Genomic DNA, 24,258 nt, shown 5'->3' with positions numbered 1-24,258 from the left:
TGTCGAATCTTAATTATGGAGTTTTATTATGAAAAATGGAACTACCATCGTAACTTTGTTTCATCTCAAAAGGGGTGCGAACTCCTGTTATAAAGTATTCTATAAATCTGTTTACATTAGACACGATTTTTAAGATTTTTTCAGGATAAGCTGAGATTATACCCAAAGAACCTGGGCAGGTAATGCTGCTAAGGGAGGCGAAAATCGCCATTTGGATTTTTTTCTGTCTCTTCAGGAAAAGAAAAAATCATAAAAAGTAGAATAGAACCCCTTTTATTCGTGTAATGGAACTACGAATGAAGGCTTTTATACCATTTTTTTTCTTGATTTGTATTGGTGCAAAGTCTAATGCTCAACAACAAGAATCGGATACCACTTCCCTTAAAAAAATTGTTTTAGATGAGGTTTTCGTTTCTGCCATAAGGGTTACTCAAGAAACTCCTGTAACGTTTTCCAATTTAGAAAAGGATGAAATAATGCCAAGGAACCTTGGTCAGGACATCCCTGTTCTTATGAACTTTTTACCCGCCGTTGTAACAACTTCAGATGCCGGGGCCGGAGTAGGGTATACGGGTATACGCGTTAGGGGAAGTGATGCCACCCGGGTTAATGTTACTATTAATGGAATACCTTATAATGATTCTGAATCACACGGAACGTTTTGGGTGAATTTGCCCGATTTTGCATCCTCCACGGAGAACCTGCAATTACAGCGTGGAGTTGGAACATCAACAAATGGCGCGGGGGCTTTTGGGGCAAGTTTAAATATTTTGACAGAAGCTACCTCGCTGGAAGCCTATGGACATATATCATCTTCCTATGGCAGCTTTAATACCCTGCGTAATAATATTAAGTTCAGTACAGGATTGTTAAATGAACACATTGAAATTTCCGGGAGATTATCCAGAATAACATCTGATGGCTATATTGACAGGGCTTCTTCTGAACTGGATTCCTATTTTTTACAAGGTTCTTATGTTGATGATAATACATTGATTAAAGCACTCCTTTTCGGAGGACACGAGGTTACTTACCAGTCATGGTTTGGCATTGATGCCGGAACTCTTGCTACTGACAGGACTTTTAACCCGGCCGGTATGTATACCGATGAAAATGGTAATACTCAGTTTTATGACAGGGAAGAAGATAATTATAAACAAGATCATTTTCAGCTACTCTGGAATGAGAATATATCACCTTTATGGAGCACAAATATTGCATTTCATTATACCAAAGGACGCGGTTACTTTGAGCAGTTTAGAGAGGATGATGATTTTGCAACCTATGGATTTACCCCAATAGTGGTTGATGGAGAGGTGGTGAATACAACAGACTTAATCCGTCGCCGTTGGCTTGATAATGATTTTTACGGAACAGTATTTTCAGCTAAATATCAAAAAGAAAGAATAAACCTCATCATTGGTGGAGGGTGGAATTCCTATAAAGGAGATCATTTTGGTGAAGTAATTTGGGCGCGTTTTGCAGGAAATAGTATGATTAGGGATAGATATTACGATGATGATTCCAAAAAAACAGACTTTAATGTGTTCGGAAAAATAAATTATGAGATTGCGCAAAATTGGAGACTTTTTGGAGATTTACAATTTAGAAATGTACAATACAGGGCAAACGGTGTTGAAACTGGAATGGTAGATGATACATTTAATTTCTTTAATCCTAAACTTGGTGTCACCTATGATCTTAATAATGCAAATAATTTATACCTCTCCTTTGCGGTTGCCAATCGTGAACCTAACAGGAATGATTATGAGAATGGCAATCCTAAACCAGAAAAACTGAATGATTTTGAACTGGGTTGGCGGTATATCACACCTTCTGTTCAGGTAAGCACCAATATATATTACATGAGATATAAAGATCAGTTGGTATTAACCGGAGAACTCAATGATGTAGGAGCCCCACTCCGGGCGAATGTTGGTGACAGTTATCGTCTTGGTCTTGAAGTTGATGCCAGTATTGGTATTGGTAAGCGCTTCAAATTACAACCCAATATAGCACTGAGCACAAATAAAAATATTGATTTTCTTTTTCAGAGAGATGGGGAGTTACAAAACTTGGGGAATACCAACATTGCCTACTCCCCTGATATTGTGGTGGGTAACATTCTTAGCTACTTGCCAAATGAAAAATTTCAAATGTCGTTACTTACAAAATATGTTGGAAAACAATTTATGGGAAATATTGATGCGGAAGGTTCTGTTCTTGAGGACTATTCTCAAACAGATTTAAATATACAATACACTTTCATTACAAATTCATTCATAAAAAGCATTGTACTCTCAGGCCTGATTAATAATGTTTTTAATGCAAAATTTGTGTCCAACGGCTACTTTTTTACCTATGATGACGATTTTTCCAATCCGGGAACTATAACTACAATTGAGGGTGCCGGATACTACCCACAGGCCGGGATAAACTTTTTAATAGGAGCGACATTTAACTTCTAAGGTTATCTAGTAGTAATTTAGGATGTTTTACCTTTTTCTCAGTTGGAAATTACAACCGTTGTTCCATCAAATGAAGTGTTATAAAATAAAAGGTCATAATAGCGTTCCCCATCATCAGGCCTGTCTAATTGTTGTCCGGTAAACAAACTATATTCAAAATCTTCGCATGAACAAATTACAGTTTGACTATTGAGATCCATTGTAGAACAGGCGTTTGGAGCATGATTTGGGCAACTGGCTTCCCAGGCAAAAAATTGGTCAAAACCCGTATTGATTACAAAAACACCCCTTATTCCAACGCCCTGGTTTCCAATATATATTGCATTTCCTGTGTTGGTTAAAGGACTATATAAGGGTAAATTAAGATTAGCTTCAAATCTGAAACCAACATCCAGCAAATAAGGATTCCGGTTTTCTTCATCTTTACTACAGGCAAGAAGCAAAATAAAAACTAGCCAAAGGCATATTCTTTTCATATAATAATGAGATTCAAATAAGATATCTTAAACAAAATTGAACAAAAAATATGTATCTTTGCGTTAAATCCTCTTTAAAAAAGGGGATTTTCTTATCAGTTAAACCTCATTTTGATGAATTGCTCCACTTAATGTGTTTATCTTAAATTAGTTAAATCAAAATGGTAGTTTAAACTAATCCTGCGTTTTCGTAGGATTTATTGTTATATGCTTTTGGGCAAGCTTAAGATGTTCAATAAATAATGAAGTTATGAGTGATGTGTCATATTACACTGCTGAAGGATTAAAAAATCTCAAAGAAGAATTAAATTACCTGAGGGATGTTGAAAGACCTAAATCCTCTCAGGCAATCGCTGATGCAAGGGATAAGGGTGATTTATCTGAAAATGCCGAGTATGATGCGGCTAAGGAAGCACAGGGATTACTAGAATTAAAGATAGCTAAACTGGAGGAAACTTTGTCAAATGCCAGATTAATTGATGAAACTCAACTAGATACTTCTAAAGTACTGGTACTTTCGACTGTAAAACTTAAAAACCAACAAAATGGCATGGTTTTAAGCTATACACTTGTAGCTGAAAGTGAAGCGGATTTAAAGTCTGGAAAAATTTCTGTTACTTCACCAATTGGCAAAGGCCTTCTTGGTAAAGAAGTTGGAGAGGTTGCGGAAATTACAGTACCCAATGGGACACTAAAATTTGATATTCTTGAAATAAGCAGGAATTAAAAAACTTTAATTTTTTATATTTAATCCTGTCAATATTGACAGGATTTCTTTTTAACAAATAATTGATTGTGGCAAGTATTTTTACTAAAATAATAAATGGCGATATACCTTCTTACAAAATTGCAGAAGATGATAATTATTTTGCCTTCCTGGACATTAATCCTAACGCAGCGGGGCATACCTTATGTGTACCTAAGAATGAAGTGGATAAAATAATGGATATGGAGGAAGCTGAATATTTAGGGTTAATGGCATTTTCCCGAAAGGTTGGTAAAGCCATCGAAGCAGCTATAGACTGTCAACGAGTGGGGATTACAGTGATAGGTTTGGAGGTGCCCCATGTGCATGTACATCTTATTCCCTTAAGTAAAATGGCAGATGCAACCTTTATGAACAAAATGAAATTTTCATCAGAAGAATTTGAAGATATTGCCCGGAAAATTCGTTCTAAAATGAAATAATACCGCTTTGGAATAGGTAGAATAAAGCACTGACAATAATAATAGGCGACAGTATAAGAATATAAAATAATGCAGTGAATTTTGTACTCGCTTTTTCCGGATTAACCATTTTTTGGTAATACTCAAATATCCGCTCAATATCTTCAGTCCAATTTACGGGGTAAATAATACTTTCACATGTATTGCATTTAATTTGATGACTAACCTTAGCGGTAATCTTATGATAAAGCCTTCCAAATAAGTGCTTTTGATAAAACGTGATTTTCATGTCCTGATTAAAGCATTCAGGGCAATTATTCGTGATGTCGGCCTCTTTAATAACAACTAATTTTTCTTTTGCCATTATTGCTGATCTGATTTTATTGATATCTGCATTATAGTACCTTCCTTGCTCGAAGAAAGCACTCTTACTTTTCCTTTATGATACTCCTCAATTATCCTTTTAACAAGAGATAATCCTAAACCCCAGCCTCTTTTTTTTGAAGTGTAACCAGGATTAAAAATAGAATTGAAGTCTCCTTTCGCTATTCCATGTCCGGTATCTGAAATTAATATGTTAACAAATTTGCCGTCCGGAACAATTTCGATGGCAATATCACCTTTGCCTTTCATGGCGTCAATTCCATTTTTGACCAAATTTTCAATGGTCCAATTATATAAAGAACGGTTTAAAAGTACGGGAAGTTCTTCAACCTTAGAGGAAAAAGTAAAATGAATAAGTTTAGAACTTCTGAGTTTTAGATATTCAAAGGCACTCCTGGTTTCTTTAACAATGTCGTGTTCTTGAAGTTTTGGGAGTGAACCTATTTTAGAAAAACGATCTGTTATGTTCTGTAATCTTCCAATATCTTTCTCAATTTCTTTGGTAATATCCGGGTTTATTTGTTCGCTCTTCAATAGTTCATTCCAACCAAGAAGTGAGGTTAACGGGGTGCCAATCTGGTGGGCAGTTTCCTTTGCCATTCCCGCCCATAGTTTGTTTTGTTCCGATGCTTTGTTGGTTTTAAAGAAAAAGAAGATAACTGCAGCAAACAGAAATATGATTAATAAAAGAGCAATAGGGTAGTATTTTAATTTATTTAATACTTCTGAATTACCGTAATAGAGTGTAGCTAATTGCTCATTGTTATAATCAATAGAAATAGGTGTATTTTCTGCTTCAAATTTTTTTATCTTTTTCTTTAAATAAATTGTATCAACAACTAATTCTTCCGGCATGTTGTTGGTCCTTATGGATCCATCCATATTTACCAGAATCATAGGGGTAGAGGTATTGTTTTGAAAGATTTTAACGTGTAGATTCCCCAGATCCCTGTCCTCTGAAGACTGCAATAATTCGGACTGAGCTGTAGCCCAAATCTCCATTTTATGGCGCTCTTCTTCCTTGAATTTTTTAAAAAAACTATTGGTATTCCAAAGAATAAGACTCACAATAACAAAAGATGCTATTAATAGAAATAGATTTGAAGTCTTCTTTTGGGAATTAAAATTCATCCTTTCGGTTAATTAGCATTAAAGATAACTGAAATTGGCCTAAAATGTTGTGTTCTACAAGCGAGTTAAAGTTTTAAATGGGATACAATTTATATACCTTTGTTTTGATGCAAAAAGCTATATCGTTAATCCCTTCTGAAATTACTACCGGGCAGTTACATTCTTACCTTTTAGGTGCGGTTGGACCCAGGCCGATAGCTTTTGCAAGTACTATTGACGAAAAAGGAATTCCAAACCTTTCACCCTTTAGTTTTTTTAATGTCTTTAGTGCTAATCCACCTATTTTAATTTTCTCACCTGCCAGAAGAGTACGGGATAATACTACTAAGCATACACTAAATAATGTGCTTAAAACAAAAGAAGTGGTTATCAATATTGTAAATTACGAACTCGTACAACAAATGTCTTTGACCAGTACGGAATATGGTCAAAATGTAAATGAATTTACAAAGGCCGGATTAACCATGTTAGACTCAGATTTGGTTAAACCATTCAGGGTTGCGGAATCCCCTGTCCAGTTTGAATGTAAAGTTACAAAGGTTGAGACTTTAGGCAAGCAAGGGGGAGCTGGTAATCTGGTTTTTGCAGAAGTTGTTAAAATGCACATCCAGGAATCCATTTTAGATGAAAATGGTTCAATAGACCAATTTAAGATTGATCAGGTTGCACGAATGGGAGGTAATTGGTATAGTAGGGCCAATAAGGGCATGTTTGAGGTTCCAAAACCACTTTCCAAGCTTGGAATAGGGGTTGATAATATACCTGAAGACATAAGATCAATGAAAATGCTTACAGGGAACGATTTGGGCTTATTGGGAAATGTTGATAGAATTCCGGATAAAAATGATGTTGAAGAATTTAAAACAACAAATGATCAAATTAGGTCAATTGTCAAAAACAAGGATACAAAGGAATTACGTAGAATAACAAGAGAATATTTAGATAATAATAAGATACTTTCGGCATGGAAAGTATTGCTAATAAATACAGATTTAAATGGAAATACAAGGAAAAATTAAATTGATTGATGAGACTAAAACCTTTGGAAATAACGGTTTTAGAAAAAGAGAGGTGGTTATTACAACTGAAGAACAGTATCCCCAACATATATTGGTGGAATTCGTTCAGGATAAGTGTGATTTGCTTAATAAGCATAATGTTGGAGAAACTGTAAAGATTAGCATTAACCTAAGAGGAAGAGAATGGACAAACCCTCAAGGGGAGGTTAAATATTTCAATTCTGTTCAAGGATGGCGAATTGAAACTTTACAACCCGATCAAGGGGATAGTGGAATACCACCTGTGCCTCCAATTGAAGCATTTGAACCGGCCGAAGAACTAAATGAAGAAGATCATGACGATCTGCCATTTTAGATAAACGCCCTTTTCAGCTGCGGATTATTTTTAAGTTGACGGGTAATTTTAAGAACTGTTTAACTTGAAAAACAAGAATAGCGATATTTACTTTTTAACAGAGCTGTTAGAATTTCCTCCGGCGGAAAATGCTAATGCCGATGGTTTACTGGCAGTTGGAGGGGATTTATCTCCTGAAAGATTACTGCTGGCATATAAATCAGGGATATTTCCCTGGTTTAATGACGATTCTTTGATCTTATGGTGGAGCCCGGATCCCAGGATGGTCTTATTCCCTCATAAGATTAGGATTTCTAAAAGTATGCGACAAATTTTGTCGGGTACCCGGTTCACTTTAACCAGGAATAAATGTTTTAAGGAAGTTCTGGAAGCCTGTGCCGAAATAGAGAGAATGGGGCAGGAAGGTACCTGGATTACCAATAGTATGAAAGAGGCCTATTTACGATTGCATGATCTCGGGTTTGCAAAGTCGTATGAAGTTTGGGAAAATGAAAAATTAGTAGGAGGCCTTTACGGAATTGATCTGGGACAGTTATTTTGTGGTGAAAGTATGTTTTCTAAGGCGAATAACGCATCCAAATTTGCATTTATTAATCTGGCCAGGGACCTCGAAGAGCGTAACTATAATTTCATAGATTGTCAGGTTTATACTAAGCATTTGGCAAGCTTAGGAGCCGAAGAAATCCCGAGGAAGGAATTCCTAAAACTATTGCAGAACAGCATTTAGCGTTGTAAGAAAGAGGAATCTGTTTAGAGTGGATCAAGAATAATTATAGTATAGGTTGTATTTTTTCTAACCTCATGAAACCAAGTAGAAATCGTTTATTCCTGGTTAATATAGAACATGATCATAATTGGCCGGAAGGGATTCCTTCATTTTTTTAAAAGCTCCATCCGCTCCAAATAAAATTTCATAGTCTATAAACGCATCTTGAATTTTTCCTCGTACGATTAAATCGTAATTTACAGATGGGATTAACAGATTTTGAAATGCATTTTTAAATGTAGTTTCAATCATTTCACTGGAGGTAACAATATACTGCTGGTAAATCTTTCTTATTTTATGTTTCACAAACTTTTCTTTTAGAAACTTTGTGATTTCCATCCATGAATCTGAAGGGACATCTACTTCTTTAATTAGAATTTCAAAATTCAGAGGACTGCCCCATTTATCAAATTCAATACTATAATTCAATTTATCCTTTTTAAACTTTGCTCCATAAGTTGTTCGAGAGGTATCGGTTTCTTTATAGAAACGCATTTTTTTATAACCTTGAAGTTTGTCATTAATGAAAGTATGAGCTGCCTCTGGGAACTGATTTTTTTTAATGCGGTGTTCCCGCTCAACCTTTACCTGAGAATTAACAATTGTGAACTGAAATAAGATCAATACTAAAACTGGCAAACTCTTATACCTCTTCATATCTAAAACAATTTATCTCATGATCATTTACCATTCCTGTAGCTTGCATATGGGCATATACCACTGTACTACCCACGAATTTGAAGCCTCTTTTTTTAAGGTCTTTGCTAATGGTGTCAGATAAAGCCGTATTTGCAGGGCCTTCTTTGTGGTTCTCAATTTTATTTTTTATGGGTTGGTCATCTACAAAGTCCCAAATGTATGAACTGAAACTTCCTAATTCTTTTTGTATCTCGAGAAATGCCCGGGCATTGGTAACGGTAGCTCTAATTTTAAGTTTGTTCCGAATGATACCTGCATCCTGCAGCAAAGCGTCAATTTTTAGTTGATTGTAGGTTGAAATCTTTTTATAATCAAAATTGTCAAAGGCTTTCCTAAAATTTTCTCTTTTCTTAAGTACAGTCAGCCAACTTAGTCCTGCCTGAAAGGTTTCAAGGACAAGGAATTCAAATAAGGTTGCATCATCTTTTACCGGCACGCCCCATTCTTTATCGTGATAAGCTTCATACAGCTCATTTCCCAAACACCAACCACATTTGTGAATTTGCATTAGTCCAGATCTTTTATATAAAGATATGGCATAAATCTGAATTGAATTATTTAAGCAAGATATGCTGTTCAGAGTCAGATAAGGATTGTTGTCATGAGGAGCAAAAATTAATATATATGTTGTTATTTTACAAACCAAACGACTAAACCGAAATGCAAAAAAACAATACAAGAACAATGACAGATTTAATAAGGGATAGCTTATATAATGCCATGTCTTATTACGAATATCGAAAATTAGTAGACGAGTTCGCACAACTGGGAAAAACAACCGGTAACGAACAGCAAGAATCTCTGATTAACTATACGCAATTAAATAGTAAGCGTATGAAGCGTTGGGATAAAACAATTAAACTCCCGGAATGGGGAAACGAACTACTAAAGAAATTTGACAAACCGGTTCTTTGGATCGTTTTAACCGAAAGTTGGTGTGGGGACGCTGCCCCTTCAATTCCTGTAATGAACAAATTGGCAGAATCTTCGGCAAATATTACATTAAAGTTGGTTTTGAGGGATGAGAATCCCGAATTAATGAATCTTTTTCTTACTAATGGTAGCCTGTCAATTCCTAAACTCATCATGGTGGATCAGAAGAGTATGCAAGTCTTAAATACATGGGGTCCAAGACCTTCTAAGGCAACCAAAATGGCAGAAGCATATAAAGCAGAATACGGTGAACTTAGTCCGGAATTTAAGCAAGACTTGCAGCTTTGGTATAATAAAGACAAAGGTGTAAATATCCTGGATGATCTAAAGGAATTACTTACTTTGAAATAGGTAGGTAATAGTTCCTTTTTGTGTAGTTCTTGACGAGGAACTGAATTTTGCCTTTAGGGCATAGGAAATAGCGTTATCCACAAGGCAGCCATTGGATGTATTAGAGCTTTTTGCATTAAAATTAGCATCAACTACATTGCCTGAAGCATCTACTTCAATATTCACCACAACTCTACCCCCCTCAATACAGGTGTAAATGGGTGGCGGAAGCACATAATTAGAACGATCAACTAATGAATATGAAATGGAAGTCTTTCTTTTTTCAAGCTTATTTGTAAATTCTTTTTTCTTTGCCTCAGCTTCCTCTAGTTGTTGTTTTTTTTCCTCTCTATTTTTTACTAGATCCTTAAGACTGGCCGCATATCCCGAATCTGAATTCAAAAATTCTTTGAATTCATCTTCATTCATCGAAGCTTCTTTTTCTTCTAATATTTCTTCAAGTGTTTTTAGAGGTTCCGGTTCTTCCAAGCTGGATTTGGCTGTTTCGTTAAAAGCCATGTGACTTTTTATGGGATCTGCTTTTGCCATCTCTTCCTGCCTCTCCAATTCTTCAATTATTTTTTCAAGTTCCTCGTCGGCCAAGCTCAGTTCAATTATATACTCTTCCTGCTCCTTAGTTCCCAAGTGAATATTAAAAAGTAACAATATCACTATAGAAAGAGAGAAGAAAGTAATTATAATAGAAAGCTGACTTCGATTCAGGTCCATATTGCTATAACCAACTTTTTAATAATATATTTCACTCAATAGCTCATTTTAAAGCTGTTAAACTTTCATCATTTCTTTAAAATTAGCCGGTGTCACCGCATTATTTACGTTATAACCCCCTATTTTGGTTCTTCTAAGGGATGATAAGTGGCCTCCGGAATTCAATGCTTTTCCAAAATCATGGGCGATAGATCTAATATATGTGCCTTTACTACATTTTATCCTGAATTGTAATTCGGGCAGATTTATATCCAAAATCTCAAATTCCAATATTTCTACAATCCGGGCTTTTATCTCCAATTCCTTACCTTCTCTTGCATATTCATACATTCGCTTTCCATCTTTTTTCAAGGCTGAAAAAACAGGAGGTTTTTGAGCGATCTGTCCGAGAAACAAAGCTTTTGTCTTGTGAATTAGTTCATGGGTGATATGATCTGTTGGATATACATTATCCACTTCTGTCTCTAGGTCGTAAGAAGGGGTTGAAGAACCTAATGTTATGGTGCCCTCATATTCTTTGGGCATACCTTGAAATTCATGAATCCGTTTCGTGAATTTCCCCGCACAAATTAATAAAAGCCCACTGGCGAGGGGGTCTAGAGTTCCGGCATGGCCAACTTTAATTTTTTTTAATTCGTATCTTTTTCTAATCGCCCATTTTACGGCATTAACAGCCTGAAAGGATGACCATTCCAAAGGTTTGTCAATTAGAATAAGTTGCCCTTTTAAAAAATCTTCCTTGGTTTTCAAGACAATAAATTAGGAGAAAAGATACATAATTAAGGATTTAACCCCAAAGACCAAAGCCAATGGCAATACATCCAACAACAAAACAATAAATAGCAAAGTAACTTAACTTGCTTTTTTTTACGAGTTGAATCATCCAGGTACATGCCGCTAAACCAGCTATGAAGGCAGCTATAAAACCTGCGCCCATTGCAATAGTTTGCTCACTTTGAAACTGGAGCTCTCCACCAATAATATCTTTAGCCATTTTACCTATTATAAGAGGCACAACCATTAAAAATGAGAATCGGGCAGCTTTAGTCTTATCTACACCCAGCAATACGGAAGTGGATATTGTAGCTCCACTCCTGGAAATACCCGGTAATATGGCAATTGCCTGAGAAACGCCTATGACAAAAGCATTTAAATATGTTACTTTTTTCTGAGTTTCTCTAGCCTTATCCGCAAGATATAGGAGCAAAGCTGTAATAAGAAGCATATAGCCTACAAATGCTACATTACCTCCAAAAAAACCTTCCAGCTGCGATTCGAACAGTAATCCCACTAGTGCTGCAGGAATCATAGATATAACGATCTTTAAAGAAAAACGGGTTTCCTCGTTCCACTTAAATTGAAATAATCCTTTGATAATTTCCCATACGTCTTGCCTAAATACTACAATTGTACTTAGGGCTGTGGCAAAATGCAGCACCACAGTGAACAATAGGCTTTCCTCCGGGATAGAGTTATCGCCCAAAATGGCCTTCCCTAATTCCAGATGACCACTGGATGAAACAGGTAAAAACTCCGTTAATCCCTGGACTATGCCAAGGATAATTGCGTCTATGATTTCCAATTAATTATTTTTCTTCTTATGCGGATTTAATAAAATGGCATATATCTCAATCCCTAAACCTATTAGGACTAACGTTGGTGCCAATCGAATTCTTCTGAAGTTATATATATCCGGATTAAATACATTTGGGTCATCACTTCCTCCTCCGCTCATTAAAATAAATCCAAGAGCCATACAGGCAAGCCCTATAAACATAAAGAGATAGTTTCTTCTCTGGAAGATAAATTCAGGCTTTGGAGCCTGACTTTGCTTATTTTTTTGCTTTTGACTCATGCTGCAAATTTAATAATATAAATCATCTGTTCTGAGATTAAGAAAACGTTGTGTGGCAAAATAAGTACTAATTAATGAAATAAGCACACCTAAAACAAAAACACTAACAAAGAGGATACTCAATATCATAAAGTCCTGTAAAAGGTTTAATTCTGGGAAATTCATGTCAACATAATAGAGAACAGTTCCCAATGCCATAAGTGCTATTAATGAACCCAGCATTCCTAATTTAATATTTGTCCAAATAAAAGGCCTTCTGATAAACCTTTTTGTAGCACCCACCATTTGCATTGTTTTTATAATAAAGCGTTTAGAATATATGGACAAGCGGATAGAACTATTAATTAATAAAACAGCTATAAGCGTAAAAATGGCACTAGCTATTAATATCCAGAAGGAAATCCTTTTTACATTATCTGTGAGCAGCGCAATAAGAGGCTTGTCATAACTTACTTCTTCTACATAGTCCTTTTTGGCCAATTCTGATGCAATTTCCTCTACTTGTTCTGTGGATACAAAATCTGCTTTTAAAGCCACATCAATTGAATTTTTAAGAGGATTATATCCCAAAAAGTCCAGGAAGTTTTCACCAATTTCTGCACTGTGCACCTCAGCTGCTTCTTCTTTGGAGACATAGACCGCAGATTTAGTATAATCTGACATTACAAGGCTTTTCTGCAATTGATCAACTTCAACTTCCTTGGCATTGTCCTTTAAGAAAACAGATATTTTGATTTGTTCTTTAAAATGATCCGCTAATTTTTTGGTGTTTAGTACCAGAAGACCTAAAACACCCAATAAAAAAAGCACAAGTCCAATACTCAAAACCACTGAAAAGTAGGAAGAGATCAATTTGCGTTTTTGATAGCGTTCAAAAGATTTGCTCATAGTGGCATATGAATACGTAAAAATAGGAAAGTAAATTGAATAAACTTATTTTTGCGCGGTATCGGTTATAAACAAAAATTATGAGCTATAATTTTAGGGAGATTGAAGCTAAATGGCAAAGATATTGGGCGCACAAAAACACATTTAAAGCGATCAATGGCTCGGAGAAGGAGAAGTATTATGTTTTGGATATGTTTCCTTATCCCTCAGGGGCTGGTCTTCATGTTGGACACCCTTTAGGTTATATAGCCAGTGATATTTATGCCCGTTACAAAAGACATAAAGGATTTAATGTTTTGCATCCAATGGGCTATGATTCCTTTGGACTTCCGGCTGAACAATACGCCATACAAACAGGACAACACCCATCTATTACCACGGAAGCCAATATTGCCAGATATAGAGAGCAACTGGATAAACTGGGATTCTCATATGACTGGCAGAGGGAAGTTCGCACTTCTGACCCAAATTATTACAAATGGACACAATGGGTATTTATTCAACTTTTTAATTCCTGGTACAATAAAAGCAAGGATAAAGCTGAAAAAATAGAACAGCTTATAGAAATTTTCAAAAAAGAAGGGAATACCAATATCAACGCATCCTGTGACGAAGACACCCCATTATTTACTGCCGCAGAATGGAATGAGCTGAATTCAAAAAAACAGGAAGAATTATTATTAAAGTACAGGTTGACCTACTTAGCAGATACAGAGGTTAATTGGTGTCCTGCCCTTGGAACTGTTCTTGCTAATGATGAAATTGTTAATGGAGTCTCTGAGCGTGGAGGACATCCAGTGGAACGAAAAAAAATGACCCAATGGAGTATGCGTATTACGGCATACGCACAACGCCTGCTCGATGATTTACAAAAAGTAGATTGGCCTCAGTCTCTTAAGGACGCCCAGGCAAATTGGATTGGCAGGTCTGTAGGTGCTTCGGTTACTTTTAATACAATACCTTCAGATAATAACAATATCTCCCACCCCATTGAGGTATTCACTACCCGGCCGGATACAATTTTTGGGGTTAGTTTTATGACTCTTGCTCCAGAGCATGAATTGGTATTAAAAATAACAACAAAAGAACAGAGAGAGGAAGTTGACAACTACGTTCAAATCACTTCCAAACGATCTGAACGAGATAGGTTGGCAGATGTAAAAACTATCACTGGTGTTTTTACGGGCGCATTTGTTGAACATCCTTTTACCAAGGAATCAATACCGATTTGGATAGGAGATTATGTTTTAGCCGGCTATGGGACAGGAGCGGTTATGTCTGTACCAAGTGGCGACCAACGCGATTATGATTTCGCAAAGCATTTTAATATCCATATTCCTAATATTTTTGAAGGCATAGATATATCCGAAGAAGCATTTGCAGATAAGGAATTGACCATAATTGCCAATTCTGAGTTTTTAAATGGATTAAATTATAAGCAAGCCACTAAAAAAGTAATCTCCGAACTGGAAAATATTGGTCAGGGGAGAGGGAAAGTTAACTATCGGCTTAGAGATGCAGTTTTTAGCCGTCAACGCTATTGGGGTGAACCTTTTCCCGTATATTATGTTGATGGAATGCCTAAAATGATTGATGAAGACTGCCTTCCCTTGAAGTTACCGGAAGTAGAAAAGTATTTGCCAACAGATACCGGGGAACCACCATTGGGGAATGCTACAGAATGGGCCTGGGATATGCAGAAATCTAAGGTGGTGAACAATAGTTTAATTGACCATGTAAAAATTTTCCCCTTAGAGCTCAATACAATGCCCGGATGGGCAGGGAGCTCACAATATTTTAACCGGTATATGGATCCGGAAAACGATAAGGCAATCTTCTCCCAGGATGCTATTAACTACTGGAAGGAAGTAGATCTTTATATTGGTGGTGTTGAACATGCCACAGGCCATTTATTATACTCCCGTTTTTGGCAGAAATTTATGTTCGACAAGGAATTGGTTCCTCATGAAGAGTATGCTAAAAAATTGATTAATCAGGGGATGATTCTGGGTACAAGTGCCTTTGTTTATAGAGAGGAAGGAACAAATAAATTGATATCCAAAGGTTTAATAAATGACATAAATGTAAGTCCATTACATGCCGATGTATCTTTGGTTAATTCTTCAGATGAATTGGATATTGAAGCATTTAAAGAGTGGAGACCAGAGTTTAAAGATGCTGAGTTTGTTTTGGAAAATGGAAAATACATTGTTGGCCGTGAGGTTGAAAAAATGTCCAAATCTAAATACAATGTCGTAAACCCGGATGAAATATGTGAGGAATATGGTGCAGATTCCCTGCGTATGTATGAAATGTTTCTTGGGCCACTGGAACAGGCGAAACCGTGGAATACGGCCGGGATCTCAGGAGTATATGCTTTTCTAAAAAAACTATGGCGGCTTTATCATTCCGGCCCTGATGGTGATTTTCAGATTACGGAGAAGCCACCTTCAAAAGAAGCGCTAAAATCACTTCATAAAACAATCAAAAAAGTGGAAGAGGATATTGTAAATTTCTCATTCAATACTTCGGTAGCAACCTTTATGATTTGTGTTAATGAGCTTTCTGCCCAAAAGTGTACGAGCAGAGATATACTAGAGCCCCTTGCAATTTTGATCTCACCCTACGCACCTCATATTTCTGAAGAACTTTGGGAGAAGTTAAGGCACATAGAATCTGTTTCAACAGAGCCATTTCCAAAATTTGAGGCAGACCACCTCATTGAAAATAGTAAGGCCTATCCGATTTCATTTAATGGGAAAATGCGTTTTACTATTGAACTTCCTTTAGATATGGGTAAAGAAGAAATAGAGTCCGCCGTTATGTCTCATGAAAAAACTAAGGCACAACTTCAGGGTCGAATTCCCAAAAAGGTGATTGTGGTACCGGGGAAAATTGTAAATATTGTGGGCTAACTTTGCGGGCTATCGTTTATTTTTTGATTTGTGGACTCAATTCCTGTGAAAATGACAGTGCTGTATTATCAGCAGCTCAATTCTTTTTTTCATGATTTTACTACTGCACAATATTATTACATAAAAGAAATTTTGCGATAGAATAAATTGAAAAAGGTACATTTTGTCAGTATGAAAGACCCTGCACTAAATTGGCTGGGTTTTTGTTATTTAATAAGTACTTTTAAATTAGCAAAAAACGAAATTATGACGATTTATTATATATTACTCGGTGCCATTGCCCTCGTAAGTTGGTTGGTAAGCAGAAAGCTAAAAAGCAAGTTTAATTATTATTCCAAAGTTCATTTGCGCAATGGTATGAGTGGTGCAGAAATTGCAGAAAAAATGTTGAGTGATCATGGCATAAGAGATGTTAAAGTAGTCTCCACTGCTGGAATGCTCACAGATCATTATAACCCAAAAACCAAAACAGTTAATCTTAGCGAAGGGGTATATAACCAGCGAAATGCGGCAGCAGCTGCCGTTGCAGCCCATGAATGTGGCCATGCAGTTCAGCATGCACAGGCCTACGAATGGCTTTCAATTCGCTCTAAATTAGTTCCTGTAGTTAGCGTAACATCGGGGATGTCTACTTGGGTAGTTTTTGGAGGGCTTATATTGGCGGCTTCAACGGAAGGTGCGGGTGGACAATTAGGGTTTTATATTGCAGTAGCAGGGCTAATTATGATGGGGTTTGCTACCTTATTTAGTTTTATTACGCTCCCGGTTGAATATGATGCCAGTAATAGGGCTTTGGCATGGTTAAAAAGGAAGAACATAGTTTCACAGGAAGAATACAAGGGTTCTGAGGATTCCTTGAAATGGGCCGCAAGAACTTATGTCGTTGCTGCAATTGGCTCTCTTGCATCTTTGGTTTACTGGGGCTTTCAGGTATTCGGTGGAAGAGATTAGTTCCTGTACAGGAATATTTTTGGCCTGCTAAATTGTAATTTGACGGTCTATTTGCTGATCCAGAGATATGAAGGTTTCTGTCCTGGAAACACCCTCAATCTGCTGAATGTTTTTGTTCAACAAATGCATAAGATGTTCATTGTCTTTGCACAAAACTTTGATAAGGATAGACCAATTGCCAGTAGTATAATGGCACTCCAGGACTTCTGGTATTTTTTCCAATTGCTTCACAGCTATCGGATTACTCATGGCCTTATCCAGAAAAATTCCAATATACGCCATGGTCGTATAACCCAAAACCTTTGGATTTACAATGAATTTAGATCCGGCGATTAGACCGGATTTTTCCAGTTTTCTTAGTCTTTGATGAATAGCAGCTCCTGATATTCCAATATTCCTGGCAATTTCTAATATTGGCTTTCTTGCATCCGCCATAAGAAACCTTAGGATTTTTTTATCAATCCCGTCAATTTTTACATTTTCATTACTGGATTTCATGTACAAGCTTTCATATAATGCCTAAAGATACCAAAATTAGTTGCAAATATTAACCTGCGACAGAATCAGGATTATAACCTAAATAAGGTACATAATACTCCTTAAATACTACTCCATAGGTGGCTAACTCTTTTAAAATTGGTTCATAAACTTCCTTGGATATAGGAATCTGTACTCCCGGAGTTGAAATTTTTTTATTAAGTATCAGTAAAGTTGCAATAGCCACAGGTAAGCCAACAGTTTTTGCCATTGCTGTATGTGTATGATTTTCACCAATCACCACCATATTAGCATCAAGCTGTTGTTTTTTCCCATTCAATTCAAATCCGAATTTATGGTACATGACTATCATATCTTTATCATCATGCGCCATGGTCCAGCTGTCTTCCAATACTTTTTGCAGCATCTGAGCCGGAGAGGCATTTTTTATAGGAATAGTTTTTTTTGAATCAAACAAATTTAATTCCAGTAGTTTACCCCACATGATATCGTCCTGATCAATTTTGAGATAGTGTCTGAGTTTAAGTTCAACGGAATCGGTTGGTGAATAAGGTAGAAAAAGATTGGTAAATTCCCTGTAGGACATACCTTCAGAATTTTCTATAGTATAACTATCATCTGTCATACCTAATTGAACAAACATATTCCACGCTTTGGAAAATCCAACACGTCTCATGGTGCCCCTGTAAAGAGTTAGCGCATCCTCCAAACCATATACTTCCCTGTAGTTCAAAGAATCTCTGTTTGCATAGGCTTCGAATGCTCCATACCCTTCTATAGTCATAAATTCCGTCCTTCTGAAAAGTTTATGATAGGGTATATATTTATAGGTGCCCTCCTGTATAAATTTAGCAGTTCCACCTTGTCCGGCAATTACAACATTTCTTGGATTCCAGGTAAATTTGTAATTCCATAGGTTATTATCACTTTCAGGAGCAACCAGGCCACCTGTAAAAGATTCAAATAGCAACATTTTACCCCCCTTGTCCCTTATTCTATTAATAAGTTGCATGGCACTCATATGGTCTATCCCAGGGTCTAAACCAATTTCATTCATAAAAATTAATCCGTTTTTTTTAGCTTCAGCATCTAATGCTTTAATTTCTTTACTTACATAGGATGCGGTAACCAAATGTTTTTTAAAACGAATGCAATCTTCGGCCACTTTCATGTGAAAACGTGCCGGGAGCATAGAAATAACAATATCTGAGTTTTTAATGGCCCTCTCTCTTTCATCATCCTTAAAAATATCCAACTTTATAACTTTACACGAAGGATGGTTTTTTATCTCATCAGGAATTATCTTGGTATTGAGATCACCAATAGTTAAATGTAGTTTTTCTGAATCTGCTTTTTCCAGAAAGTAATCCAACAAATATGAGGTAGATTTTCCCGCCCCTATGACTAATATTTTTCGTGACATCAAATTTATTTTCTGTTCGAAGTATTGCGGGGACTAAGGTATCAAATTGTTACATTTGTCAGAAATATGGCCATTTAAGTTATGAACAAAACAATTTTCTGTACAGGGGTTTTCTTTGGAGTATTGGCCGTGGTTTTAGGTGCTTTTGGGGCTCATGGATTGAACAATCTTGTGTCTTCAGGCGAGATAGATACTTTTAAAACAGGTGTGACTTATCAAATGTATCACGCACTATTTTTATTAATCCTTGGTGGTGTGAAAAGCATGCCCGAAGAGGAGAAGAAACTGGTTTATTATTTGATTGTTTCAGGGATAGTTTTTTTCTCATTTTCTATTTATTTGTTAGCTACTAACAGCCTGACTGGCTTTGATTTTAGAACGATAGGCTTTATTACACCAATTGGCGGCCTTCTTTTGATTTTGGGATGGTTGATTTTTGGCTATCGTGCTTATAGAAAATTATAATAATCAAGGAGAATGGCTTTAATAACTGATCCACGATTTGATACGTTTTTAGCTACTAGAACAAAATATAAATGGCAATAAAGAGCATTTCAATGAATTCAATTTCGTTAAAAGAGTACGGCCTGGAAACCGATCGGATATTTTACCAATTAGATCCTGAACAACTTCATCAGATGACCCTTGAACGTGGTATGGGTAAGGAGGCATCAAACGGAGCCTTGGCTGTTAACACAGGAGAGTTCACAGGACGTTCCCCAATGGATCGTTTTATTGTTAAGGACGATATAACCGAAGATAAAGTCTGGTGGGGGAATATAAATATTCCATTCTCTCCTGAGAAATTTGATTCGCTTTATACTAAGGTGATCACTTACTTAAAGGACAAGGATGTATTTGTAAGGGACTGTTATGCCTGTGCAGATAGTAAATATCAATTAAATTTAAGGGTCATCAATGAATACCCATGGTCCAATTTATTTGCACATAATATGTTTCTTAGACCTCAGGAAGAGGAATTAGCGAATTTTGAGCCGGAATGGACTGTGATGAATGCACCTGGGTTTATGGCAGATAGTGTGGTTGATGGAACTAGACAACACAATTTTGCCATTCTTAATTTTACGCGAAAGATTGCTTTAATAGGTGGTACGGGTTATACTGGAGAGATTAAGAAAGGAATTTTCTCTGCTTTAAACTTTATCTTGCCTTTATACAAGGATACTTTACCTATGCATTGTTCCGCCAATGTTGGGGAAAAAGGAGATACAGCCTTGTTTTTTGGACTTTCCGGTACCGGTAAAACAACCTTGTCTACAGATCCATTTAGAAAATTGATTGGAGATGACGAACACGGATGGACTGAAGAAAATACAGTTTTTAATTTCGAAGGCGGATGTTATGCCAAGGTTATCAATCTAAGTGCGGAAAAAGAACCAGAGATCTATGCCGCAATTAAAAAAGGCGCAATTTTGGAAAACGTTATTCTGGATTCAAGAGGGAAAGTCGATTATGATAACACGTCCATAACTCAAAACACCCGGGTAAGTTATCCTATTGATCATATTTCCAATATTAAAAGACCTTCAATTGGAGAAGACCCCAAAAACATTTTTTTCCTTACAGCAGATGCCTTTGGAGTATTACCTCCTATATCAAAATTAACTCCCAGTCAGGCTGCATATCATTTTATGTCAGGATATACCGCTAAGGTGGCCGGGACAGAGGCAGGGGTAGTTGAACCTGTACCTTCATTCTCTGCATGTTTCGGAGCGCCGTTTATGCCTTTACATCCGGCAGAATATGCAGAAACATTAAGCAGAAAAATGAAAGAATCTCAGGTTAATGTTTGGTTGGTTAACACGGGATGGACCGGTGGACCTTATGGGATTGGAACACGAATGAAATTAAAATACACAAGAGCCATGATTCGCGCTGCACTTAGTGGTGACTTAGGATTGTACACCTATGATTCCTACCATATTCATTCTGTTTTTGGTGTAGCACAACCACGGACTTGCCCGGGTGTCCCTACTGATGTTTTAAGCCCGAGAGCAACCTGGAATGACGATAAGGCATATTATGATACTGCATTTAAACTTTCCAATGCTTTTCGTGAGAATTTTAAAAAGTTCGAGTCTTATGCCAATGAAGAAATAAGGAGAGGGGGACCCCAGCGTTATAACTATTAATTAAAAAGGTCTCAGTAAATGAGACCTTTTTGTCGAGTTTTTATTTTTTATTGACACTGGTAATGTACTTCTGTAAAGCCATTGTCATCGATGGAGTTTCAGGTGTCGGAGCTTTTATATCAATTCGCAGACTGGCTTGAGTTGCTGCTAAAACGGTTGAATTTCCGAATACCGCAATTCTCGTATCATTTTGCTCAAAGTCGGGAAAATTTTTAAGTAATGATTCTATACCTGATGGGCTAAAAAATACCAGAACATCGTAATAGACATTTCTTAAATCCGAGAGATCGCTTATAACAGTTTTATAGAAAATACCTCGATCCCAGTTAATACCCAGTTCATTTAAGGCATCGGGAATAGCTTGTTTTAAAACATCTGATGAGGGCAGTAAAAAAGATTCCTCTTTATATTTTTTAAATAAATGAAGTAATTCACTAAAATTTCTTTTGCCCACATAAATTTTTCGTTTCCTGTAAACTACATATTTCTGGAGATAAAAAGCTACTGCCTCAGATTGGCAGAAGTATTTCATGGAATCCGGAACTTTAAAACGCATTTCTTCAGCTATTCTAAAGAAGTGATCAACAGAATTTCTACTGGTGAGGATTATGGCCGAATAATTTTTAAGATCAATCTTCTGTTGCCTTACGCTTTTGGCGTCTACCCCTTCAACATGTATGAAAGGCCTAAAGTCTACCTTTACTTTTTCCTTTTCAATTAGCCTTAGGTATGGAGAATTTTCCATTTTTGGTTCTGGTTGGGACACCAAAATCGTTTTTACCTTCATGTATCTTAGTCTTTTAGATAATTCGCGATGATTACAAAGGGTGCAATTTCGAGAGCGCAAAGGTACAAAATAAAATAGAAAAAGTAGCCTGAGATTAATTTTTGATAATTTTTTATAATAGTTATCCAGCCAACAACATTCACTACTACTATTAGAAAAATGGCAATAAACACTACAATTTTCGAATCTTTAAGTACATAAGTAAGGATAATATTGGCTGCTAACATGATGATACTGCTGTAGTTAAGGTAGGACAGCTTTTTAAAAATGAATTCGGAGATTATCTTATTATTATTGAAGACAAACCCACCCCCCATTTGCAGCAATATTTTACCAAATAAGAACAAGAATAGAAACCCGAGAATAATTGAAAAAACAACTGGATATAGGTCACTTTCTGAACTGGACAAAATAGTTGAAGCCAAATAGATGAAAAGTGAAAAATTTAGAAGTTGGAATATTGTAAAAAAGATATTAAACCAATTTAATAGTTTATCCTTTTTATTGTACATAAAAATATACTTGTTATTAAAAGGGAGTATAATAAAATTTAAAAACCTGTTGTAAAATAAATTCTTAGCAATAACCATAAATAGTATACTGGAAAAGATAATTACTGTTATCCAATCTATATTATTGATTACTCTTTGAACAGGTTCCATTATGGCAATTTAACGTTTTCCCCATTTAAACCCCAATAAAGTCCGTTTTCAGAAATACTAATCTTAAAATAGTAAGCATCGCCAATGTTTGGTTTTGGCATTAGAAGTCTAAAGCTCGTCGTATCTTTAGATTTAAGTAAGTTTTTTTCTGCCTGGGTAGGATTGGCCGGAATCTTTTGGACTTCTCTGACGTTTTTATATTTGTTTAGAAATATCACCCCAAACTCAAGCTTGGATATTTCAATATCCTTAGCATATGGATTGTAGATTGAAAAGTTTAAATATTTGTCCTCCGATAATTCAAGAGGAGTATTAACAATAGTTCTCAACTTTCTAAACGATTCAAAATTCTCTATATAGACACCATAATGCTGATCTCCTTTTGCATCGTAATAAGAAATGTCGCCTTTGTCTAAGAATTTGGAGACATAAAGTATTGTTTGCCCTTGTACCAGATTTTCAGACTCGTCTAATGAATACTGGTTTGGCCTAAATCGTATATTATTGAGTGAATAGGAGGTGTTACCGGAATAGAACGTATACATAGGTGCGTCGGTATAAGAATTTTCGAATACTACAGGAGTTGTCCCAATCTGAGAGCTTATTTCATTTACCCAATCTTTATTTCCATGTGATTCATAAACAATGGGAAAAAGCGGGAGATAGATCAATCCAATTCTGAGGAACATTAAAATTACAATGTTAGCTGTACCAAGGATCAGAATCCATTTTCTCGTAACCTTATCCAGGAGTATTTGATTGTAAACCACTACAATCATTGGAATACAAATAACAACTAACCATTGTGTTTGTATGCGTCTGTTAAAACTGGAAATGAAAAAGAATAGGATGATACCATAAATCAAAAACAAAAGTGCACTGTTGAATTTATCAGACTTTTTTGTTTTAAAAAGAGCCCTGTATATCCATGGAAAAGTTAAGCCGAAAAGTGCTATTAGGTTAACAAAAAACCCTAAAGAAAAATCGCCAAATTCGTAGGCTCTGTTTGGCCTTTCAAACAAATGATACTTTATAGAAACAAAGTCATTATTAAATAACCATATAAAATGGGGGGTATAACTAACCAGTGCAATTAGTACAGAAAGCCAGGCATATTTGTTAAAGACAAGGCGTAGATTAGATATCAATACCAACAGTATTACCAGAACAGCATTGTATTTGCTGTACATTAAGCCAGCCATGACAAGTCCCAAAAGAATAGATAAACCTATGGATGGGGACTTTAAAAACTTCTTATATATCAATAAAAATACCGCAGTAAAGAAAAGTAATGGTGTATCAGGTAGTGTTAGGAATCCATAAGCATGAATAAGGGTCATTGAGAAAACCAAACTAAAATAATGAAGTATATATTTATTCTTTCTATGGTCATCTATTAAAAACCAGAGGACTATATAGGTGCCAGCAGAAAGAACAATACCTATAAGGCGAACTCCTAATTCTCCATTAAAAAACAGGCTGCTCATCTTGACGATCAAAGCAACCATTGGTGGATGATCAAAGTAGCCCCAAGCCATATGTTGAGCATAATACCAATAGTAAGCTTCGTCAAAAATTAGTTCAGTAAAATAACCCTGTAATAGATTTATTATAAAAATTGCTGCTAATAAATAAAGGAAAATTCTGGGTAGTTTAAGTTTCATTACGG

General features: G+C 36.1%; 26 protein-coding genes. 11 read left to right on the top strand and 15 right to left on the bottom strand.

The annotated features are described in order from the left end of the window. Positions 1–296 precede the first annotated feature (296 nt). Positions 297–2,468, top strand: coding sequence for a TonB-dependent receptor (locus ABJH90_RS12920; RefSeq protein WP_348141433.1), 2,172 nt, complete (start codon positions 297–299; stop codon positions 2,466–2,468). 38 nt (positions 2,469–2,506) lie between these two features. Here the strand turns inward: ABJH90_RS12920 and ABJH90_RS12915 are convergent, their stop codons facing one another. Continuing rightward, positions 2,507–2,944 carry a hypothetical protein gene (locus ABJH90_RS12915; RefSeq protein WP_348141435.1) on the bottom strand — a complete coding sequence of 146 codons (438 nt, stop codon included), beginning with the start codon at positions 2,942–2,944 and terminating at the stop codon, positions 2,507–2,509. A gap of 250 nt (positions 2,945–3,194) precedes the next feature. Here ABJH90_RS12915 and greA point away from each other — a divergent pair, with 250 nt between their 5' ends. Continuing rightward, positions 3,195–3,671: a transcription elongation factor GreA gene (gene greA / locus ABJH90_RS12910; protein WP_348141437.1), complete on the top strand. Its 477-nt coding sequence runs from the start codon at positions 3,195–3,197 to the stop codon at positions 3,669–3,671. 68 nt (positions 3,672–3,739) lie between these two features. Beyond that, complete coding sequence (locus tag ABJH90_RS12905) at positions 3,740–4,132, top strand: HIT family protein (protein ID WP_348141439.1); 393 nt, start codon at positions 3,740–3,742, stop codon at positions 4,130–4,132. Here ABJH90_RS12905 and ABJH90_RS12900 read toward each other — a convergent pair. Together ABJH90_RS12900 and ABJH90_RS12895 are read right to left on the bottom strand one after the other, a co-directional pair. Continuing rightward, entirely contained in the window at positions 4,119–4,475 is a 357-nt protein-coding gene (locus ABJH90_RS12900) for a hypothetical protein (protein WP_348141441.1), read from the bottom strand. The genes ABJH90_RS12905 and ABJH90_RS12900 overlap by 14 nt on opposite strands. Next, positions 4,475–5,626, bottom strand: coding sequence for a HAMP domain-containing sensor histidine kinase (locus tag ABJH90_RS12895; protein ID WP_348141443.1), 1,152 nt, complete (start codon positions 5,624–5,626; stop codon positions 4,475–4,477). The genes ABJH90_RS12900 and ABJH90_RS12895 overlap by 1 nt, the downstream gene beginning before the upstream one ends. A 107-nt stretch (positions 5,627–5,733) precedes the next feature. Here ABJH90_RS12895 and ABJH90_RS12890 point away from each other — a divergent pair, with 107 nt between their 5' ends. The 3 genes from ABJH90_RS12890 (at position 5,734) to aat (ending at position 7,727) form a co-directional block, all read left to right on the top strand. Further along, positions 5,734–6,645, top strand: a complete 912-nt coding sequence (locus ABJH90_RS12890; protein WP_348141445.1) for a flavin reductase family protein — start codon at positions 5,734–5,736, stop codon at positions 6,643–6,645. Then, on the top strand, positions 6,623–7,000 hold the full coding sequence (locus tag ABJH90_RS12885) for a DUF3127 domain-containing protein (protein WP_348141447.1): 378 nt from the start codon (positions 6,623–6,625) through the stop codon (positions 6,998–7,000). Before ABJH90_RS12890 ends, ABJH90_RS12885 begins: the two co-directional genes overlap by 23 nt. A 64-nt stretch (positions 7,001–7,064) precedes the next feature. Then, positions 7,065–7,727, top strand: coding sequence for a leucyl/phenylalanyl-tRNA--protein transferase (gene aat, locus ABJH90_RS12880; RefSeq protein WP_348141449.1), 663 nt, complete (start codon positions 7,065–7,067; stop codon positions 7,725–7,727). Between the two features lie 105 nt (positions 7,728–7,832). On the opposite strand, the gene ABJH90_RS12875 is transcribed toward aat, so the two are convergent. Together ABJH90_RS12875 and ABJH90_RS12870 are read right to left on the bottom strand one after the other, a co-directional pair. Continuing rightward, positions 7,833–8,423, bottom strand: coding sequence for a hypothetical protein (locus tag ABJH90_RS12875; protein ID WP_348141451.1), 591 nt, complete (start codon positions 8,421–8,423; stop codon positions 7,833–7,835). Further along, complete coding sequence (locus tag ABJH90_RS12870; protein WP_348141453.1) at positions 8,410–8,973, bottom strand: DNA-3-methyladenine glycosylase I; 564 nt, start codon at positions 8,971–8,973, stop codon at positions 8,410–8,412. Before ABJH90_RS12870 ends, ABJH90_RS12875 begins: the two co-directional genes overlap by 14 nt. Positions 8,974–9,125: 152 nt before the next feature. Here ABJH90_RS12870 and ABJH90_RS12865 point away from each other — a divergent pair, with 152 nt between their 5' ends. Next, positions 9,126–9,749: a thioredoxin family protein gene (locus ABJH90_RS12865; protein ID WP_348338104.1), complete on the top strand. Its 624-nt coding sequence runs from the start codon at positions 9,126–9,128 to the stop codon at positions 9,747–9,749. On the opposite strand, the gene ABJH90_RS12860 is transcribed toward ABJH90_RS12865, so the two are convergent. The 5 genes from ABJH90_RS12860 to ABJH90_RS12840 are packed head-to-tail and all read right to left on the bottom strand — an operon-like array spanning position 9,732 to position 13,200. After that, positions 9,732–10,457 carry a hypothetical protein gene (locus tag ABJH90_RS12860; RefSeq protein WP_348141457.1) on the bottom strand — a complete coding sequence of 242 codons (726 nt, stop codon included), beginning with the start codon at positions 10,455–10,457 and terminating at the stop codon, positions 9,732–9,734. The two genes, ABJH90_RS12865 and ABJH90_RS12860, sit on opposite strands and share 18 nt — an antisense overlap. Positions 10,458–10,514: 57 nt before the next feature. Next, positions 10,515–11,207: a tRNA pseudouridine(55) synthase TruB gene (gene truB, locus ABJH90_RS12855; protein ID WP_348141459.1), complete on the bottom strand. Its 693-nt coding sequence runs from the start codon at positions 11,205–11,207 to the stop codon at positions 10,515–10,517. Between the two features lie 37 nt (positions 11,208–11,244). Then, positions 11,245–12,039 (bottom strand): undecaprenyl-diphosphate phosphatase, encoded by a 795-nt coding sequence (locus tag ABJH90_RS12850; RefSeq protein WP_348141461.1) that lies wholly within the window; start codon positions 12,037–12,039, stop codon positions 11,245–11,247. Then, positions 12,040–12,312: a DUF3098 domain-containing protein gene (locus ABJH90_RS12845; RefSeq protein ID WP_348141463.1), complete on the bottom strand. Its 273-nt coding sequence runs from the start codon at positions 12,310–12,312 to the stop codon at positions 12,040–12,042. A gap of 9 nt (positions 12,313–12,321) precedes the next feature. After that, entirely contained in the window at positions 12,322–13,200 is an 879-nt protein-coding gene (locus ABJH90_RS12840; protein WP_348141465.1) for a permease-like cell division protein FtsX, read from the bottom strand. An 80-nt stretch (positions 13,201–13,280) separates the two neighbouring features. Between ABJH90_RS12840 and leuS the strand changes: the two genes are divergently transcribed. Both leuS and ABJH90_RS12830 read left to right on the top strand, forming a co-directional pair. Continuing rightward, entirely contained in the window at positions 13,281–16,115 is a 2,835-nt protein-coding gene (leuS, locus tag ABJH90_RS12835; RefSeq protein WP_348141467.1) for a leucine--tRNA ligase, read from the top strand. Positions 16,116–16,361: 246 nt separating this feature from the next. Next, positions 16,362–17,066, top strand: a complete 705-nt coding sequence (locus ABJH90_RS12830) for a zinc metallopeptidase (protein WP_348141469.1) — start codon at positions 16,362–16,364, stop codon at positions 17,064–17,066. Between the two features lie 27 nt (positions 17,067–17,093). Here ABJH90_RS12830 and ABJH90_RS12825 read toward each other — a convergent pair whose 3' ends face one another. Both ABJH90_RS12825 and ABJH90_RS12820 read right to left on the bottom strand, forming a co-directional pair. Continuing rightward, positions 17,094–17,564: an Lrp/AsnC ligand binding domain-containing protein gene (locus tag ABJH90_RS12825; RefSeq protein WP_348141471.1), complete on the bottom strand. Its 471-nt coding sequence runs from the start codon at positions 17,562–17,564 to the stop codon at positions 17,094–17,096. Between the two features lie 49 nt (positions 17,565–17,613). Further along, entirely contained in the window at positions 17,614–18,987 is a 1,374-nt protein-coding gene (locus ABJH90_RS12820) for a saccharopine dehydrogenase family protein (RefSeq protein ID WP_348141473.1), read from the bottom strand. Between the two features lie 81 nt (positions 18,988–19,068). On the opposite strand from ABJH90_RS12820, the gene ABJH90_RS12815 reads away from it, so the two are divergent. Together ABJH90_RS12815 and pckA are read left to right on the top strand one after the other, a co-directional pair. Continuing rightward, positions 19,069–19,452 carry a DUF423 domain-containing protein gene (locus ABJH90_RS12815; RefSeq protein WP_348141475.1) on the top strand — a complete coding sequence of 128 codons (384 nt, stop codon included), beginning with the start codon at positions 19,069–19,071 and terminating at the stop codon, positions 19,450–19,452. Positions 19,453–19,523: 71 nt separating this feature from the next. Continuing rightward, on the top strand, positions 19,524–21,140 hold the full coding sequence (gene pckA, locus ABJH90_RS12810) for a phosphoenolpyruvate carboxykinase (ATP) (RefSeq protein WP_348338102.1): 1,617 nt from the start codon (positions 19,524–19,526) through the stop codon (positions 21,138–21,140). Between the two features lie 40 nt (positions 21,141–21,180). On the opposite strand, the gene ABJH90_RS12805 is transcribed toward pckA, so the two are convergent. The 3 genes from ABJH90_RS12805 to ABJH90_RS12795 are packed head-to-tail and all read right to left on the bottom strand — an operon-like array spanning position 21,181 to position 24,253. Further along, on the bottom strand, positions 21,181–21,927 hold the full coding sequence (locus ABJH90_RS12805) for a uroporphyrinogen-III synthase (protein WP_348141478.1): 747 nt from the start codon (positions 21,925–21,927) through the stop codon (positions 21,181–21,183). Positions 21,928–21,932: 5 nt separating this feature from the next. Then, positions 21,933–22,589: a DUF4271 domain-containing protein gene (locus ABJH90_RS12800; RefSeq protein ID WP_348141480.1), complete on the bottom strand. Its 657-nt coding sequence runs from the start codon at positions 22,587–22,589 to the stop codon at positions 21,933–21,935. Further along, positions 22,589–24,253, bottom strand: a complete 1,665-nt coding sequence (locus tag ABJH90_RS12795; RefSeq protein ID WP_348141482.1) for a glycosyltransferase family 39 protein — start codon at positions 24,251–24,253, stop codon at positions 22,589–22,591. The genes ABJH90_RS12800 and ABJH90_RS12795 overlap by 1 nt, the downstream gene beginning before the upstream one ends. Positions 24,254–24,258: the final 5 nt, after the last annotated feature.

Source organism: Eudoraea sp., from assembly GCF_039969275.1.
Lineage (GTDB): Bacteria > Bacteroidota > Bacteroidia > Flavobacteriales > Flavobacteriaceae > Eudoraea.
This window is presented reverse-complemented; position numbering and strand designations above follow the sequence as displayed.

Excerpts from the sequence above, each read along its gene's own strand:
- ABJH90_RS12915 (WP_348141435.1), bottom strand. The coding sequence starts at position 2,944 with ATGAAAAGAATATGCCTTTGGCTAGTTTTTATTTTGCTTCTTGCCTGT.
- pckA (WP_348338102.1), top strand. The coding sequence starts at position 19,524 with ATGGCAATAAAGAGCATTTCAATGAATTCAATTTCGTTAAAAGAGTAC.
- ABJH90_RS12895 (WP_348141443.1), bottom strand. The coding sequence starts at position 5,626 with ATGAATTTTAATTCCCAAAAGAAGACTTCAAATCTATTTCTATTAATA.
- ABJH90_RS12840 (WP_348141465.1), bottom strand. The coding sequence starts at position 13,200 with ATGAGCAAATCTTTTGAACGCTATCAAAAACGCAAATTGATCTCTTCC.
- ABJH90_RS12820 (WP_348141473.1), bottom strand. The coding sequence starts at position 18,987 with ATGTCACGAAAAATATTAGTCATAGGGGCGGGAAAATCTACCTCATAT.
- ABJH90_RS12825 (WP_348141471.1), bottom strand. The coding sequence starts at position 17,564 with ATGAAATCCAGTAATGAAAATGTAAAAATTGACGGGATTGATAAAAAA.
- ABJH90_RS12885 (WP_348141447.1), top strand. The coding sequence starts at position 6,623 with ATGGAAATACAAGGAAAAATTAAATTGATTGATGAGACTAAAACCTTT.
- ABJH90_RS12830 (WP_348141469.1), top strand. The coding sequence starts at position 16,362 with ATGACGATTTATTATATATTACTCGGTGCCATTGCCCTCGTAAGTTGG.
- ABJH90_RS12805 (WP_348141478.1), bottom strand. The coding sequence starts at position 21,927 with ATGAAGGTAAAAACGATTTTGGTGTCCCAACCAGAACCAAAAATGGAA.
- ABJH90_RS12875 (WP_348141451.1), bottom strand. The coding sequence starts at position 8,423 with ATGAAGAGGTATAAGAGTTTGCCAGTTTTAGTATTGATCTTATTTCAG.
- ABJH90_RS12900 (WP_348141441.1), bottom strand. The coding sequence starts at position 4,475 with ATGGCAAAAGAAAAATTAGTTGTTATTAAAGAGGCCGACATCACGAAT.
- greA (WP_348141437.1), top strand. The coding sequence starts at position 3,195 with ATGAGTGATGTGTCATATTACACTGCTGAAGGATTAAAAAATCTCAAA.
- ABJH90_RS12870 (WP_348141453.1), bottom strand. The coding sequence starts at position 8,973 with ATGCAAATTCACAAATGTGGTTGGTGTTTGGGAAATGAGCTGTATGAA.
- ABJH90_RS12815 (WP_348141475.1), top strand. The coding sequence starts at position 19,069 with ATGAACAAAACAATTTTCTGTACAGGGGTTTTCTTTGGAGTATTGGCC.
- ABJH90_RS12800 (WP_348141480.1), bottom strand. The coding sequence starts at position 22,589 with ATGGAACCTGTTCAAAGAGTAATCAATAATATAGATTGGATAACAGTA.
- ABJH90_RS12865 (WP_348338104.1), top strand. The coding sequence starts at position 9,126 with ATGCAAAAAAACAATACAAGAACAATGACAGATTTAATAAGGGATAGC.
- ABJH90_RS12845 (WP_348141463.1), bottom strand. The coding sequence starts at position 12,312 with ATGAGTCAAAAGCAAAAAAATAAGCAAAGTCAGGCTCCAAAGCCTGAA.
- ABJH90_RS12860 (WP_348141457.1), bottom strand. The coding sequence starts at position 10,457 with ATGGACCTGAATCGAAGTCAGCTTTCTATTATAATTACTTTCTTCTCT.
- ABJH90_RS12795 (WP_348141482.1), bottom strand. The coding sequence starts at position 24,253 with ATGAAACTTAAACTACCCAGAATTTTCCTTTATTTATTAGCAGCAATT.
- leuS (WP_348141467.1), top strand. The coding sequence starts at position 13,281 with ATGAGCTATAATTTTAGGGAGATTGAAGCTAAATGGCAAAGATATTGG.
- ABJH90_RS12920 (WP_348141433.1), top strand. The coding sequence starts at position 297 with ATGAAGGCTTTTATACCATTTTTTTTCTTGATTTGTATTGGTGCAAAG.
- ABJH90_RS12890 (WP_348141445.1), top strand. The coding sequence starts at position 5,734 with ATGCAAAAAGCTATATCGTTAATCCCTTCTGAAATTACTACCGGGCAG.